This window comes from Lysinibacillus sp. RU7 (genome assembly GCF_057837305.1).
Genome location: NZ_JBYQFK010000006.1, coordinates 128444 through 144692 on the forward strand (window position 1 = coordinate 128444; position 16249 = coordinate 144692).

General features: G+C 40.9%; 17 protein-coding genes. 8 read left to right on the forward strand and 9 right to left on the reverse strand.

Annotation, left to right across the window (positions count from 1 at the left end):
• Positions 1-52: 52 nt before the first annotated feature.
• Together AC3II9_RS06445 and AC3II9_RS06450 are read right to left on the reverse strand one after the other, a co-directional pair.
• A complete protein-coding gene (locus tag AC3II9_RS06445; protein WP_489154157.1) occupies positions 53-1492 on the reverse strand; it encodes a tetratricopeptide repeat-containing diguanylate cyclase in 1440 nt (479 codons plus the stop codon).
• A gap of 209 nt (positions 1493-1701) precedes the next feature.
• Positions 1702-3084 (reverse strand): dipeptidase, encoded by a 1383-nt coding sequence (locus AC3II9_RS06450; RefSeq protein WP_489154159.1) that lies wholly within the window; start codon positions 3082-3084, stop codon positions 1702-1704.
• A 221-nt stretch (positions 3085-3305) separates the two neighbouring features.
• On the opposite strand from AC3II9_RS06450, the gene AC3II9_RS06455 reads away from it, so the two are divergent.
• Positions 3306-3851 (forward strand): RNA polymerase sigma factor, encoded by a 546-nt coding sequence (locus AC3II9_RS06455; RefSeq protein ID WP_489154160.1) that lies wholly within the window; start codon positions 3306-3308, stop codon positions 3849-3851.
• 316 nt (positions 3852-4167) lie between these two features.
• Here AC3II9_RS06455 and AC3II9_RS06460 read toward each other — a convergent pair whose 3' ends face one another.
• Both AC3II9_RS06460 and spx read right to left on the reverse strand, forming a co-directional pair.
• A complete protein-coding gene (locus tag AC3II9_RS06460) occupies positions 4168-4596 on the reverse strand; it encodes a MarR family winged helix-turn-helix transcriptional regulator (RefSeq protein WP_489154162.1) in 429 nt (142 codons plus the stop codon).
• 59 nt (positions 4597-4655) lie between these two features.
• Complete coding sequence (gene spx, locus AC3II9_RS06465) at positions 4656-5057, reverse strand: transcriptional regulator Spx (RefSeq protein WP_391368078.1); 402 nt, start codon at positions 5055-5057, stop codon at positions 4656-4658.
• Positions 5058-5505: 448 nt separating this feature from the next.
• Between spx and AC3II9_RS06470 the strand changes: the two genes are divergently transcribed.
• The 5 genes from AC3II9_RS06470 (at position 5506) to AC3II9_RS06490 (ending at position 8819) form a co-directional block, all read left to right on the forward strand.
• The gene (locus AC3II9_RS06470; protein WP_489154163.1) at positions 5506-5847 is read left to right on the forward strand and encodes a lmo0954 family membrane protein; all 342 of its coding nucleotides are present in this window, start codon (positions 5506-5508) and stop codon (positions 5845-5847) included.
• A gap of 16 nt (positions 5848-5863) precedes the next feature.
• Complete coding sequence (locus AC3II9_RS06475) at positions 5864-6475, forward strand: PspA/IM30 family protein (protein ID WP_489154165.1); 612 nt, start codon at positions 5864-5866, stop codon at positions 6473-6475.
• Between the two features lie 118 nt (positions 6476-6593).
• A complete protein-coding gene (locus AC3II9_RS06480; protein WP_489154167.1) occupies positions 6594-7184 on the forward strand; it encodes a LiaF domain-containing protein in 591 nt (196 codons plus the stop codon).
• A complete protein-coding gene (locus AC3II9_RS06485) occupies positions 7172-8197 on the forward strand; it encodes a sensor histidine kinase (RefSeq protein ID WP_489154169.1) in 1026 nt (341 codons plus the stop codon). The genes AC3II9_RS06480 and AC3II9_RS06485 overlap by 13 nt, the downstream gene beginning before the upstream one ends.
• A complete protein-coding gene (locus tag AC3II9_RS06490) occupies positions 8190-8819 on the forward strand; it encodes a response regulator (protein ID WP_489154171.1) in 630 nt (209 codons plus the stop codon). Before AC3II9_RS06485 ends, AC3II9_RS06490 begins: the two co-directional genes overlap by 8 nt.
• 45 nt (positions 8820-8864) lie before the next feature.
• Here AC3II9_RS06490 and aspA read toward each other — a convergent pair whose 3' ends face one another.
• Entirely contained in the window at positions 8865-10256 is a 1392-nt protein-coding gene (gene aspA / locus AC3II9_RS06495; protein ID WP_489154173.1) for an aspartate ammonia-lyase, read from the reverse strand.
• Between the two features lie 173 nt (positions 10257-10429).
• On the opposite strand from aspA, the gene AC3II9_RS06500 reads away from it, so the two are divergent.
• Positions 10430-10717 carry a DNA primase gene (locus AC3II9_RS06500; RefSeq protein WP_489154174.1) on the forward strand — a complete coding sequence of 96 codons (288 nt, stop codon included), beginning with the start codon at positions 10430-10432 and terminating at the stop codon, positions 10715-10717.
• A 173-nt stretch (positions 10718-10890) separates the two neighbouring features.
• Here the strand turns inward: AC3II9_RS06500 and AC3II9_RS06505 are convergent, their stop codons facing one another.
• The 3 genes from AC3II9_RS06505 to AC3II9_RS06515 all read right to left on the reverse strand — a co-directional run bounded on the left by AC3II9_RS06505 (position 10891) and on the right by AC3II9_RS06515 (position 13923).
• Positions 10891-12456 (reverse strand): ABC-F family ATP-binding cassette domain-containing protein, encoded by a 1566-nt coding sequence (locus AC3II9_RS06505; protein ID WP_489154176.1) that lies wholly within the window; start codon positions 12454-12456, stop codon positions 10891-10893.
• Between the two features lie 68 nt (positions 12457-12524).
• The gene (locus AC3II9_RS06510) at positions 12525-12710 is read right to left on the reverse strand and encodes an SE1832 family protein (RefSeq protein WP_391368052.1); all 186 of its coding nucleotides are present in this window, start codon (positions 12708-12710) and stop codon (positions 12525-12527) included.
• Positions 12711-12891: 181 nt separating this feature from the next.
• Positions 12892-13923, reverse strand: a complete 1032-nt coding sequence (locus AC3II9_RS06515; protein ID WP_431028935.1) for a PseG/SpsG family protein — start codon at positions 13921-13923, stop codon at positions 12892-12894.
• Between the two features lie 165 nt (positions 13924-14088).
• On the opposite strand from AC3II9_RS06515, the gene AC3II9_RS06520 reads away from it, so the two are divergent.
• Positions 14089-14910 carry an oxidoreductase gene (locus tag AC3II9_RS06520; RefSeq protein WP_489154178.1) on the forward strand — a complete coding sequence of 274 codons (822 nt, stop codon included), beginning with the start codon at positions 14089-14091 and terminating at the stop codon, positions 14908-14910.
• Positions 14911-14964: 54 nt separating this feature from the next.
• Here the strand turns inward: AC3II9_RS06520 and AC3II9_RS06525 are convergent, their stop codons facing one another.
• Positions 14965-16221 (reverse strand): Nramp family divalent metal transporter, encoded by a 1257-nt coding sequence (locus tag AC3II9_RS06525; RefSeq protein WP_489154180.1) that lies wholly within the window; start codon positions 16219-16221, stop codon positions 14965-14967.
• Between the last annotated feature and the right edge of the window lie 28 nt (positions 16222-16249).

Here is a 16249-nt window from a genome sequence, read left to right on the forward strand (position 1 = left end):
TGGTTTTAATGGGGGAAGTCGCGTAAAAACCCCCAACACAAAAAAACCACCCTTATGCGTAAGGATGGTTCATATGAGACAGGGAGACAACTTGATTTTTTCCTTGGCTTTTCGCCATATAAAGTGCTTGGTCAGCGATCCGAAACAACTGCTTAAATTTACGGGCAATGATGCTTGAGTTACAGACGACGCCCATACTAATCGTAAACTGCACTTTGTATCCTTCACCTGAAACCGTCATATTTGTAAGTGCGTTGAATATGTCATTTACTTTATTGGCTATTTGCTGCTGGGAAAAGTTTTTCAGTAAAATCACGAACTCATCTCCACCGTAGCGCCCAATCAATGTTTGTTCTTCCTGGACAATCTTTCGACACTGTTGTCCGACAGCCGCAATCACTTCATCCCCGACGAGATGTCCGTAATAATCATTAATCGATTTGAAGTTATCTACATCAAACACAAGGCAACAAATGTGATCGCTTGTTTCTCGTGCTTCCGTTAGCCAATGATCACAGGTGGACTCTAAATAGTGGCGCGTGTATACCCCGGATAGGGGGTCTATATTTGCTCGCCGTTCCATTGTCGAAATGCTATGCTCGATGTCCAGCTCCCTCACCTTTGAAAACAGCCGCCCTTTGTATACTTGTTTTAGCATGTCAGCGTGTTTTTTCATATACTCATAGGCATTTTTGAAGCACTGCTGTTGTTCATACGCTTGCGCATGATAAAAATAAATCCGTTTGAGCAACACATGGTTATTCGTAGATAATGCGATAATTTCTGCTTCTGATAAATAGGTAATTGCCTCGGTAAGTCGTCCTTGCTTTAAGGCAAGTAACCCTTTCGTATATAAATAATAACTGCGCTCACGCTGATTACTTTGAATAAAAGGGTTATGTGAGAGTAACTCCAGTATTTGTGCTACATTAGTAAAGCACTCCAGATGCACATAGGTCATAGCAAGACTACAGTAAATTTGGCAATGTAAGTGCACATCTTCTGCGCAATGCGTTTTCGCGATTGCTAGCGCTTCTTGTGCCATCGTAAGTGCTTCTTCATAATGTTCTGTTACGAGATGGAAATTACTCATCATGCGATAGCTTTTACTTAATTCGTAAGGCAAGTTCAGCATTTGTGCGAGGTGAATACATTCTTCCATTGCTTTTTTTGCTTTATCGTAATGTTGCTCATATTCATAGATCAAGGCGTAAATGTGGCATAAATTATAGTGTTCATGCGGACTACCGTACTCATCGCATAACTGTTTGTACTGAAGTGTACTTTGAAAGGCATTTTCCATTTGTCCTAAACAATAGTAGCAAGAAGCAATATTAATATGGGCAATCATGGCGCCATATGGATTGTTATGCTGCTCAAATTCTTCTAGAAAGGTGCACATGACGTCAATGGCCCTGTGATAATGCCCATCAGCAAATAGTTGGTCGTAATGTGATTCTACATGTGGAACGGGTTTATATTTTATACTCATTTTGTCACCTACTCTCTATTAGGAGAAAATTACTAGTCTACATAAATCATTTATATATATTAATTATACTATTTATCCAAAAATTAGGGTATATGTTTAGGGGGTATTTTAGTGTAGATTTTATGAAAAATTGTTTTTTCCTAGTGATATGTAGTGAGAAAATAGAAAAACCTGCACGCTTAGAGGGCGCAGGTGTTAGTGGGAAGTTTCTACAGTTTCAGTGTCGCGACTTCATATAAATAGTCACCTAATACACGAAGTCCTTTATCGAAGTTTTCGAGATGGAAGTGTTCGTTTGGCGCATGGAAGTTTTCGCTTGATAAACCGAAGCCCATTAGTACGACAGGTAAGTCAAGAATTTGGTCAAATGCTGCTACAATCGGAATCGAGCCCCCGCCACGTATATAAGCAGTGGGTACGTCATACACACGCTCATACGAACGACCTGCTGCTTGGATCACAGGGTGGTCAAACGGCGTGATGAACGGCGCCCCTTTATCAAATTCTGAAATCGTAATATCCACACCAGCAGGCTTATGCTTCTCCACATGTGCTTTTAGTAGGGCAACAATTTCATCTGGGTCTTGATTTGGTACAAGGCGGCATGTAATTTTCGCGCCTGCTTCAGCAGGAAGAACCGTTTTAATGCCTTCACCAGAGAAGCCACCGAATACACCGTTTACTTCTAACGTCGGACGTGCCCATATTTGCTCCAAATAAGAGTAGCCCGCTTCACCAAATAATTCGTTCACGCCAACTTCTTCTTTTAATGCCTCTTCGTCGAAGTTCAGATCGCGGTAAGCTTGGCGCTCGTCTTGTGATAACGGGAGGACTTTGTCATAGAAGCCCTCTACTTGAATCGTACCGTGCTCATCGCGGAATGACGCTAAAATGTCAGCTAATGCATGAATCGCATTTTGTACGCCGCCACCATAAAGGCCTGAGTGTAGATCGCCCTTTGCTCCGCGTACATCGATTTGAATCCCCGTTAAACCGCGTAGCCCGTAGCAAACAGCTGGCTTACCTGGTGCATAAAGCCCCGTATCTGAAATTAAAATTAAATCCGCCGCAAGCTTTTCTTTATTTTTTTCTACATAAGGCGGTAAGTTCGGACTGCCGATTTCTTCCTCACCCTCAATGATGAATTTCACGTTTACCGGCAGTGTGCCATCTAACGCAAATAAGGCTTCGATTGTTTTTAAATGCATAAATACTTGCCCTTTATCATCGGAAGCACCGCGCGCGAATAATTTGTTGTCACGCACTTGTGGTTCAAACGGCGGCGTTTCCCACAGATGTAATGGATCCACCGGTTGCACATCGTAGTGCCCGTAAAATAGGATAGTCGGTTTACCTGGTGCATGGAGCCAGTCACCATACACGACAGGATGACCACCTGTTTCATCGATTGAGATGTTTTCCAATTTGACACGTTTCATCGCAGCAGCTAACCAGGAAGCGGCCACTTGCATCTGTTGTTTGTGTTCGGATAGGGAAGAAATACTTTGGATTCGTAAAAAATCGTTTAGTTCTGTTAAGTGTTTGTCACGATTTTCTGCAAAATAAGCATCTAAATTGGCTAAATGACTCATTTATGAGCCTCCTTCAATAATTCGATAATAGAAATAGTATACCATATGGACTGGTTGGGCTAAAATGTTGAGGACCTTTATCACATGAATCACTATATTACAAAAGATTTCACTTCACCTTACATCATTGTAAGGTAAATGAAAGCAAATCCGATAGAGTGTAAGAAATAATTCTGCGAAAATAAACTTAACAAAACGAACGCTATATGGAGGCGATCTTTATGAATGAAAAACTAACTTTAATTTATAATGAATTTCATCGATATATTTATCATTTATGTTTAAAATTAACACGCAACACTTCAGAAGCAGAGGATTTAATGCAAGAAGTGTGGGTAAAAGTTGTCCGCTATGAGGATAACTTGACAGAAGTGGACCATGTAAAAGCTTGGCTGACAACGATTACAATGAATACTTTCCGCGACCGCTATCGCAAAAATGTGCGCCGTAGCAAATACATGATGAGTCAACCTGAAACATTAGACGTGCCGATTTTAGATTTGGTTCCCAATAATGACGTTTCAACAGAGGAACAAATCGTCAAAACGGAAATTACGCAAATCGTACAAGAAAAAATGCGTCAGTTAGATGGCATTTATCAAAAAACATTATGGTATTTCTATGTAGATCAATATTCATTAGCGGAAATTTCAACGATTATGAAAGTATCGGTTGGTACGGTGAAATCGCGTTTATTCCGTGCAAAAGCAAGACTAAAAGAAATTTTATTAGCAGATCAAAAATTAGAGGCTGTTGTAACAGCTTAATCTTTAGCATAACGTCAATCATGGCGTTATGCTTTTTTTGGTTCCTGGAGGGAGAGGGGGCAAAATATTTGTGCAAGCGGTCAAAAGCTGCCGGTATCCGAGCCAAAGCCGTCTGTATCCGAGCAAAAAGCCGAGCTATCCGGTCAAAAAGTAGCCGAGTGGGCAAAACGAATGCGTAAGCGGTCAAAAGGCGCCGGTATCCGAGCAAAACTTCAGGCTATCCGGTCAAAAGCCACCCGTATCCGGTCAAAACCAATCCCCAACCCCACACTAAAACTCAAAAAAATCCACGAGAATAATAGATTCTCGTGGATTTTTAACTGTCATGCACACATTTACTAAAAATCGTACGCAGTGTCTCGATTTCTTCTTCGGTTAGCATACCGAACAAATGGTTAATGAGTGTGTCAATTTGTTTTCGAGATTGCTCCAATACATGAAGTCCCTGTGCTGTAATGGAGATTTGGGCAGCGCGGCGATCATTTTCGCTTTGTGTTTTCTCAATAAAACCAGATTTTAATAGTTTTGTCGTAAGCACTGTCACGCCGCCAGTTGTTACCTTCAAACGATCAGCAATAGCCGAGGGACGTTTTGGCCCTTCGCTTGCCAAATATTCAAGAATTAAAATATGAGATTTAGAAAAACCAAGTTCATTGTGGTTATTCCATTCATTCGCGACTTTACGTTCAAGGGCAGACACTGATTCGAACAGAGCAGCTAGGCTTTCTTTTCTTTTCTGGTCCATTTTGTTCAACTCCAACACAGTCTTTCGCAAATTTATGTAAAAAAGGAAAGCGGATGAATTTACTCAACCGCTAATTGTTGTAAGGCATTTAGTTCAAACGCACGTACTTTACGTGGAATGAAACGACGAATGTCCATTTCATTATAGCCAACTTGGATGCGTTTTTCATCCAATAGAATAGGGCTACGTAGCATACGAGGATGCTGTTGAATTAAATTGAACAACTCCTGAATGGATAATTGATCAATATCGACTTGTAAATTTTTAAAATCATTGGAGTTTGTCGCAATGATTTCATCTGTTCCGTCTTCCGTCATACTTAAAATATTTTTAAATTCAGCTAGAGTAAGTGGCTGTGATGTAATACGTTTTTCAGTGTAAGCAATATTATTTTCATTTAACCATTTTAAAGCTTTTCGTGATGAGGAACAGCTAGATTGTGTATAAATTGTTACTGACATAATGAAATTCCTCGCTTTCGATTGTTTGATTTTTGAAATAGCTTACGAATAAGATAATTATTATACTTTTATCTTACTGGTAAGATATATGTTTTGCAAGTGTTTTTTTTGTAAATAAACTGTGTATGTAAAAGTTTATCCATTTACTTGTATACCCAGCTCTTTATAAATATATACGTCGTTTTTGAGAAAAAGTTTCAGAAAAATGCTATTCATTTACTCAGAACGAAAAAATACCTACAAGTAACATATTGGTGAGTCAAAAGGCGGTATTAGTATGTATGATTCTATTTCCGTTCTCATGCATTATATGGAAATAAAATTTTCCAGTACTGGGGGAGGATTGCATATCCGCCTCTAGACGGAGAGGAAAATCCATTCGTGGACGGTTAAAGGAAATCGCGATTCCAAGTACGATAAGTGTAACAAAACGAAAGGAGCGCAACAGATGAAGAACTTTTTAAAATACACGGCAGTTGGTTTTGTCGTCATTATGTTAGTAGCGATTTTAGGACCCATGATCGGAGGATTTTTACTTGGTTCAGCAATCGCCATCTTTGGGGTTTGGGGCTATCAACGCAGTCAGTCGCTCGTCATGAAGCTGCTCAATATCGCGATTGTCGCGGCGGGTGTCATGTTTGCGATTGGGAGTGTGCCATTCCTTGTATTATTAGCGGCACCTGTAGTCGGTTACTACACATATAAAGTATTAAAGGACGGTAACGTCAAATTAAAAGAGCAAGACCCATTCGACAACTTTGAAGTCGAGTGGAGTAAATTAACGAAATAATAAGGAGCGAATACACATGAATGTATTACAACGTTTAAGTACAACAGTAGAGGCTATGTTACATGATTTATTTGATTCGGCGGAGCGCAAAAATCCAATTGGGATGCTGAACCAATATGTTCGTCAGGCAGAGAAGGAAACAGAAAAAGTAGGGAAACTCGTGACACGTCAGTACGAGTTGAAAGAAAAAATTGCTGCTGAATTACGAGAAGTAGAGGGGAAACTTGCAAAACGTACGGAGCAAGTAGCATTAGCGGAAGCAGCAGGGGAGCAAGATTTAATCGACTTTACACAAACAGAGGTGCAAGCGTATGCAAGCCGAAAAGCATTGCTACAACAAAGCTACGAGGAAGCAGCTGCAGAGCATACGAAGCTGGAGCAACAATTTGAACAAATGAAGCACCGTCTACAAGATATGAAAGTGCGCCAATTACAATTAATGAGCAAGGAAAATGTCGCGCATGCGAACTATCGTATGCAAGAAGTTTCGTCCAAGCAAGCGGATATGCATACCGGTAAATTTGACGATGCCGCTGATTATATTGACCGTCTCGCATATAAAGTAAATCATAACTATGAAGTGACAACTTTCGAGCGACGTTTAGCCGCACTGGAGCAAAAGCAATAGTAGATCGTCTACAGATGGTATTGTTTTTAATATTTACCTAAAAATAAGTGTAGATAAAGTCAAACATCGACTTTGTCTACACTTTTCGTTGTAAAATAAATGAGGAGGTGGGCAACAAATGAAAAATACAATACTAATTATTATTGGACTCATTATTTTTATTGAACTATTTCTTTTTCATAACGGTGGGGTATGGTTCTTATTGTTTGCCTTTGCTCTTTATCGATTAAGTGTGCGGAAAGGGGAAAAAATGTACGCTGTCGCCGCACTGATCTTTTTCCTATTGGCGTTGTTGTCAATGGTGACAGTGAGGTGGCTCGTACCAGTAGCGGTCATTTATTGGCTGTATACACGGCACCGAAAAGAGTTGTACATCGCAGGTCCGTATATGACGCCAGAAAAGCCATATGCTTGGCAGCAACAAGCGGTGACCCGTCTATTTGGCAACATCACCATCGATGCAACGAACACGATTTTACCATTAGAGCCGACGTTTATCTCTGTTTTTCAAGGCATTGGCAAAACGACGATTTTCGTGCCCTATGATGTGGAGTGTACCATTGTGGTCAATCAAGGATTTGGAAAAGTGCTCATCAATGGGCACGTGATGGACGCAAAAAAACACGTGTTGCTCGATCAAGGGGCAAGACGAACATGTATGATTCACGTATCAAATGGACTGGGCGAGGTGGAAATATGGCAAAAATAATTGGCTTTTGCTTTCGTACACTATTGCTCATGATTTTGTTAGGTGTTTTTGTGTATGGGGCGCTTCTCTTGTTATACGGTCAGCCGAGTGAAAAAAATTGGCGACCGCTCATAGAAGAGTCACTTTATACGAATGGGCTACCACATATCGCCATGATTGTGCTCGGTATTCTGCTTGCGAGTTTTCTGATTTCACTGTGGATGACGTTTATTATTGTATCGAAGGATTTTCAAACGAGTAGACAGATCAAGCGATTACTCGATATTGAACGGTACAAGGAGCCGATATTATCAACGCGCGCGACACGTAAGTCGTTAACAGAAGTAGCGGAGCTCATCGACCAGCAGCGCAAAACGTTACACCGGATTACCAATGAAAAGGTAGAAGCCGATGAAACGATTGTCCGGCAGCTTTTAGTTGAAGAGCGACAACGGCTAGCAAGGGAATTACATGATTCGGTCTCCCAGCAATTATTTGCCGCATCCATGCTATTATCCAGCGTCACCGAAAATAATGAAGATGCCGCGATTTTAGTGCAAATTGAAAAAATCGTCCAGCAAGCGCAGCTCGAAATGCGGGCACTACTTTTACATTTACGCCCGATTGCTTTACAAAATAAGACGTTAGCCCAAGGGTTACGAGAGCTAATCGAAGAATTGCAGCAAAAGGCTAATATGGAACTACATTATGAGCTAGCTGATGTGCCGTTAACGAAAGCGCAGGAAGACCATTTGTTCCGCATTGCACAAGAGGCATTATCGAATACACTGCGACACGCAAAAGCAACCGATGTGGAGCTATTATTAATGGAAAGAGAAAAAATGTACATTTTGCGTATTCAAGATAACGGGGTAGGCTTTGACATGCAAAATGAAAAGCTCGGTTCATACGGCCTGAAAAATATCGTCGAACGCGCAACGGAAATCGGTGGGGTATGTACGGTGACATCGGTTGTGGGGCAGGGGACAAAGATTGAAGTTCAAATTGCGAAGGGGGTTTTGGTAGATGATTAGAATTGTCGTGGCAGATGATCATGAAATGGTGCGCATTGGCGTCGTCGCCTATCTTTCAGCACAGGCGGATATGGAAGTGGTCGGGGAAGCAGCAGATGGTGTTGAAGCAGTCGAAAAGGCGCTCGCGTTACGCCCAGATATCGTGCTCCTTGATAATGTGATGCCGAACAAGACCGGGGTAGAGGCGGCAACGGACATTTTAAAACAGTGGCCCGAAGCGAAAATTATGATGGTCACGAGTTTTTTAGATGATGACAAAGTGTATCCAGCGCTAGAAGCAGGTGCGGTCAGTTATTTACTAAAAACATCGAATGCAAAGCAAATTGCCGATGCAATTCGTCGTACCGTCAACGGGGAATCAGTATTAGAGCCAGAAGTGACAGCGAAAATGATGCAACGCTTGCGCCGCCCGAATACGACGGCACTGCATGATGAGTTAACAGAGCGTGAAATGGAAGTATTGCTCCTGCTCGCCCAAGGGAAAACGAATCAACACATTGCCGATGAACTATTCATCGGGATCAAAACGGTGAAAACACATGTGAGTAATATTTTATCAAAGCTTGACGTACAAGACCGTACACAGGCGGTCGTCTATGCCTTTCAACATGGGCTTGTTTAAATGAAAAGCATTCGACCATCAGAGCTGGTCGAATGCTTTTTTTAGTTAATCTTTTTGTAATGTTGTCATACGGAATGGATCAAGGATGACATCGATTTCTGCTTCTGTGAAGTAAGCATATTTTAAGCATAGCGAGCGCACAGATTCACCTGTTTCTAACGCTTCACGTGCAAGCTTCGAAGCGATTTCGTAGCCAACATGTGGGGCAATCGCTGTAATGACACCGATACTGCGCTCTACGTTATTACGTAGTACTTCTTCGTTCGCACGAATGCCTTTTAAGCAGTATTCCGTGAAGGCAGTAAAGCCGTTTGTCATAATGCGAACCGATTGTAATAAGTTGAATACAAGAACAGGCTCCATTACGTTGAGTTCGAATTGGCCTGCTTCAGACGCCATGGAAATCGTTGTATCGTTCCCAACAACTTGGAAAGCGATTTGGTTGATGACTTCTAACATAACCGGGTTTACTTTCCCAGGCATAATCGATGAACCTGGTTGGCGCTCTGGTAATAAAATTTCAGCAAAACCTGTTTTTGGACCAGATGCCATCAGACGAAGGTCATTACAGATTTTCGACATATTGAGCATACAGATTTTTAATGCACCTGAAACTTCTGTGTAAATGTCTGTATTTTGTGTGCCATCCACATGATCTTCACATTGCTTGAATGGAAGTCCTGTGTTTTCTTGCACGTACTCAACCGCTGATTTAATATAAGCAGCATCAGCATTTAAGCAAGTACCGATTGCTGTTGCGCCAAGGTTAATTTCGTATAAATCTTCCTTTGTTTGCTCAATGCGTTTGATGTCGCGGCGAAGCACTTTCGAATAAGCAAGGAATTCTTGTCCTAGTCGGATTGGCACGGCATCTTGTAAATGCGTACGTCCCATTTTAATAATATGGTCAAATTCCTTTGCTTTCGCTTCGAATGCTTCAACCATTGTTTCCATTACGTTTAATAGCTCATTTAACACAGATACTGTCGATACGTGAATCGCTGTTGGGAATGCATCATTTGTAGACTGTGCCATGTTTACATGGGAGTTTGGACTAATGATGGCATAATTGCCTTTTTCGTGACCAAGGATTTCAAGTGCACGATTGGCGATTACTTCATTTGCATTCATATTTAATGAAGTACCCGCTCCACCTTGAATCGGGTCAACGATAAATTGATCGTGCCACTGTCCTTCCATAATTTCATCTGCTGCTTGAATGATCGCATTCGCAATCACCGCATCTAAATGGTTTGTTGCCAAGTTCGCTTGGGCTGCCGATTTTTTCACGATTGCGAATGCACGAATTAGCTCAGGATCCACTACTTGTCCAGTAATCGGGAAGTTCTCCTTTGCGCGCATTGTTTGAATTCCGTAGTAAACATTTTTTGAAATTTCCATTGTACCTAAAAAGTCTTTTTCGATACGTGGCGTCATTGTAATTCGCTCCTTAGAAGATTATATTGCCATTGTATAGGAAGTATTTGCAAAAGTTAAATAGAAAATGTATTCCGACGATTTACATGACAGAGTGCTTTCTATTATGTTGTGTTATCGATATAATACGTGTACATAAGAAAGGGAATTTTTACATAGGGAGGAACAAAAAAATGATTCGATCAGTCGGTACAGGCGGCACAAATTTAAACGGTCAAGCGCCACGGAGAACGCAATCTCAGCCTCAAGCGGAATTTCCGAAGATCGGGACGAAGCCGCTCTTAACAGAGGAAGAAGTAAAATCTACACGCAAGCAAGTAATGGTCGGCGTCAAACCAAATGCCGCGATGCAGTCCATATTAGATGAAGAACATGGTGTAATGCGAATGAATGCAGACGGCGACCGATTAGAAGTCAGCAAAAAAGCCATTTCGTTAGCGAAAGAAAAATTATTTATGTGATGAAAAATTTGGGGTTGTCTATTAAACCGCTGGGATTGTCTATTAACTAGAGTGGGTTGTCTATAATCGTTCAGAAGTTGTCTATTATCAATCCCAACTTGTCTATTAAATCCGAAAACGTGAGCAGCACAAAAAAACTATGCCAGCGATCCGCTGGCATAGCTACCTCAAACTTATAAATCTGTTTTTCCTGATGTGAACCAGTCTTGGACGTTCCATACTTTTGTCGCTAAGCCTTCGTAGAAATCAGGCTCGTGGGATACGAGGACGATCGTGCCTTTGAATGCTTGCATCGCACGTTTTAGTTCATTTTTGGCATCGATATCTAAGTGGTTTGTTGGTTCGTCAAATACAAGCCAGTTTGTTTCGTGCATCATCAGCTTACATAAACGAACTTTCGCTTGCTCACCACCAGATAGGGAATTCAGTGGGCGTTGGATATGCTCTGATTTTAAGCCAGCGCGCGCTAAAGCCGCACGAACTTGCGCTTGTTCCATCGACGGGAACGCATTCCACACATCATCAATTGGCGTAATTTTATCGGCTTTTACTTCCTGCTCGAAGTAGGACGGATATAAATAATCCCCGCGTATTACTTTTCCGCCAAGTGGATTGATTTTGCCAAGCATCGTTTTGAGTAATGTCGATTTCCCGACACCGTTCATGCCGACTAAGGCAATTTTTTCACCGCGCTCGATTTGGAATGTCAGCGGTGGTAGTAACGGCTTGTCCTTGTCATACCCAATTAATAACTCTTCCGCTTCCACAACATAACGGCTTGAAGCACGCGTTTCTTTAAAGCCAAACTCTGGTTTGACAGCTGTTTCTGGGCGGTCGATACGCTCTAAGCGGTCCAGTTGCTTCGCACGTGATTTCGCACGACCTGTCGTCGAGTAACGCGCCTTATTTTTCGCGATGAAGTCCTCTTGCTTTTTAATAAATTCCTGCTGCTTTTCATACGCATCAATATGCTGACGTTTATTGATTTCAGCTAGCTCTAAAAACTTCTCGTATGTCGCTGTATAACGTGTCATTTTTGAGAACTCTAAGTGAAAAATCACATCGACCACTTCATTCATAAATTCCGTATCATGCGAAATGAGTAGGAAAGCATGTGGGTAATTTTTCAAATAGTTTCTTAACCATGTAACGTGCTCTTCATCTAAATAGTTCGTCGGCTCGTCTAGTAATAATACTTTGGGCTTTTCAAGTAAAAGCTTTGCGAGTAACACTTTCGTACGTTGTCCACCTGAAAGGGCTGCTACGTCACGCTCTAGACCGATTGCATCCAGTCCTAAACCACGAGCTACTTCCTCAATTTTCATATCTAATGAATAGAAATCACCCGCATCTAGTGCATCTTGAATTTCCGCCATTTTTTCTAAAAGTGTTTCGTAATCTGCATCTGGGTCTGCCATTTGCATGGAAATTTCATTTAGCTCTTCTTCCTTTTTATAAAGCGGCAAAAACGCATCACGCAACACATCGCGCATTGTGCGACCTGCTGTTAATACTGTGTGCTGATCCAAGTAGCCGTAATGTGTGCCAGGTAGCCACTCTACTTTTCCTGCATCGTGAATTTGTTGCCCTGTGATGATGCCCATTAATGTCGATTTCCCAACACCATTTGCGCCAACTAAACCGATGTGGTCGCCTTCTACAAGACGGAATGAAACATCTTTAAAAAGTGTACGGTCGCCAAATGAATGTCCTAAATTTTCAACTGTTAAAATTGCCATACCTATCCTCCAACTATTGCTTCGTTATTTTCATATAAAAACTCGCGGTGGAAAATACCGCGAGCAGATTAGAAAGCAGCCAGCTGTTTGTTTAATTCTGCTAGTCGTGCTTCCATTTTCTCAAGGCGCTCTAAAGCTTGTTTCACTGAACCTTCATGCCCTAATGATTCAAGCTTTTCCATATCGCCTTGTAGGTTGATATAGTCCATTTTTAACTCTGTAATTTCCTGTTGAACTTGTGCTTTCGTAAGCATAAAAAATACGCCCCTTTACAAACAATCGCTACGCTTTATTGTAGCACATGAAAGGGAAGTTTGAGAATGAGGGAGATTCAGGCAAGTACATCTAAAAATATGGCAAGTAAAATTTAATATTAAGGCAAGTAAATCTACAAATATGGCAAGTAACATTCCATATTAAGCAAGTAAATCACGCTTACAACTGTGCTAAGTGGCGGCCGTATGCAAAGTCTAGTAAGAGCGCTTGCAAAATTTCATTGTTTCCTAATATATCTAATGAGCGCTGCTTGCGAATGGCACGGTCTCGGCGATGTTCATGAAGGAGTAGTTCCATTACGGCATTTTGAATGGATGATTGTTTAATTTTGCGCCCTAAACCTAAATGGATAAAACCGTTCAATTCGCGTGCAAAGGAATGTCCAATTTCACGCTCTTGCTGTGCCAGCGTAATACATGGAATACTGACGGCTGCCACTTTATACGGGGTATAGTTATTGTTACATACGACAATATCGGCACTATGAAGTAGCTCGTATAAAGCATCACTCTTTTGCACAATTTTCCCGTTGCGACGGCTCAGCAGCATCATTTGTAAATCACTGACGGAATGCTTATATTCATCATCAATCGCTACCGAAATTTTAAGTGGAATATGGAGCTGTGTTAAATGGCGCAATGTACGGTATGTGAGATTGTTTTCGTCCCCGTCCTCAAAAGCAATGACAATGTGAGGGGGATCATTTTCGATCATCGTATTGCGCTCGGCCGCAATTTCTTGCAATTGTTCCTCCACTGCAAACGCATAGCTACCTGCTAATGTATTAGGTGGTAATAGTTCACCTGAGCCTAGCTCCTCAAATAGCGCCAATACATTGCAGTCCACTAATACATTACCACTACCGAAATCATCGAAGTGAACCATTGTTTTACACAGTGGTCGTAGCAATTCGATTTGTTCAATTAATGAATCTCTACCATCTTGGATAATTAAATCTAACTCTAAATTACGGAGTGCCTTGACAAGCTCCTCGTACTTTTCAAATAAAACAGGTGTAATACCTGAATCTTCAAATTGTTTTAATATAATCGGATTGTTTGTTTTAATAAACATAAATACGGATTCTTCATCTAATAACTTACTTAAAATCATTGCTCGTTTAAATGGATATAAGCCTTTAAAAGGGCATTGTTCTACGATAAAAGCAATTTTTCTTTTTTGATTTGGCATGTTTCATCGCATCCTTTCTCTTGCATGTTCTTTTTAAAATATGGTGAAAAATTGGTAAGTATGTGTGAAAATGAAACAAAAAGCATATCAACCTGTGAGTAAAGGTGTTTTTCTGAAGTCATTTACATTTTTAGAAGAGTTTTAAATAGAAAGGTGGTTTTTTATATGGGCATGCGTTCAGCAATTGTTGTTGGTGCAACAGGGCTAGTCGGATCACAGCTTGTACAGCTACTTTGTGAAAGTAAGGAATATATTTCGGTCACAGTGCTTACAAGAAGGCAACTGAACTATACACATGACAAATTAGTAGAACGAATCGTAAATTTTGATGAGTTAGTTGAATCTGATTTGGAGTTTACGGATGACGTATTTTGCTGTCTCGGGACAACGATTAAAAAAGCAGGGACGAGAGAACAATTTGAAAAGGTAGATATTGAGTACCCGCTACGTATGGCAACGATGGCGAAAAAGCGTGGTATCCAGCATTTCATCGTCATTTCAGCCATGGGGGCCAATGAAAAATCACTGGCGTATTACAACCGGGTAAAAGGAAAGCTTGAAAAAGAGTTGATGGACATGGATTTGCCGCAGCTCTCCATCGTACGCCCATCGCTACTTGTCGGCAATCGCCAAGAGTTTCGACTAGGGGAAAAAGTAGGGGAGGTCGCACTTCGAACGCTCAATCCACTCCTCATCGGCCCGATGAAAAAAGCGCGTGCCATTGAAGCGAGTCAAGTCGCCCTTGCCATGAAAGTCATTGCGCTACACGGTAAAAAACAGAAAGTCTCGATTTATTCATCCGATGAGCTCATAGCGATGCATATGCCAGCTGCAGAGGCGAAAGAGGAAATATCCCGTGAACGTGTATTTAATTGGGATAAACGAAAAAATGAAGAGCTAGCTCCTCTAGATGAAGAAGTCGTGTTTGATCGAAATAAATTAAAAGCATTAGAAGTAGATGGAAACAAGGAACATGATCCCGAATAGGAAAGCACAAAAAAACATCTCGACCTCTTTTGGTCGAGATGTTTTTACATGCAATTAACTGAAAATCGAAGTGAATACATCGACTAAGCTATAAATACCTAGGAATGTACAGATTATTGTGACAATTACACCTAGAATATTGGCCATTGGACCATTTTTGTATTCACCAAGAAACTTTTTATTATTCATAATGATTAACAACATAATTGTAATAACCGGTAATAAGATACCGTTTAATGCTTGAGCAAACAATAGAACAGACAGTGGATTGATCTTTAACGCAGAGAATAAAATCCCGATGACAATAATGGTTGTAAATACGATTTTGAAGCGCTTGTCCTTCATTCCGTCTTTCCAATCAAGCACATTACTTACCGTAATGGCAGCACCTAATGGAGAAGCAAGAGCGGAAGAAAAACCAGCTGCAAATAAACCGATACTAATAAATACCTTTGCCCAATCGCCTAAAAGTGGCTCTAACTGTAATGACATTTCTGCAGCACTCTTTACTTCTACACCATGAATTAACGTACCAGCTGTAATTAAAATCGCCGCTGTAATTAAACCACCAATTCCAATGGAAATAATAATATCCCATCTTGATTCCTTTAAATGCTCTGGCTTATTCCATCTTTCTTGAACGGAAGCCGAATGTAAAAACAAGTTATACGGAACGATTGTTGTTCCAATTAACGCAATGATTGTGAGGATAGAGCCAGATGGAACACTTGGGATAAATGCACCGCTAAATACTGCTCCTAAGTCTGGCTTTGCAATAATCGCTGTTGTAAAGAATGTAAGGCTCATCACGACGACTAAACCGATCATGACTTTTTCAATTAATTTATAGCTACCTGATAAACCTAATATTAAAATAACGACCCCAAACATTGGACCTAACACATTTGTCGGAATATTCGTTAATGTATGGATCCCTAACGAGGTCCCAATTAAGTCACCGGCAATATAGGCAGCACAGCCTACTGAAATCGCCATTAATACAAGCCATACGGAACCGAACCGTAAGATTTTGTTATCAAATTGCTCTCGTACAGCATCCCCTAACGTTTTACGTGAAATAATACCAAGACGTGCCGACATTTCTTGCAAGATAATCGTCGCAACAATGGAAAATACCACTGTCCATAACACAGCATAACCATAAGATGCACCAGCTTTTGTCGCTGTTGTCACCGTCCCTGGTCCAATAAAGGAAGCTGTAATTACAGCTCCAGGACCAATCACTTTCAATTTATCCGCGAGACTTTTCTTCGTCGTTTGTTCGTTTGTCTTTTCCATGTTAACAGTCATAAATAGCCCCCTTTTCTCCTTTAAAACA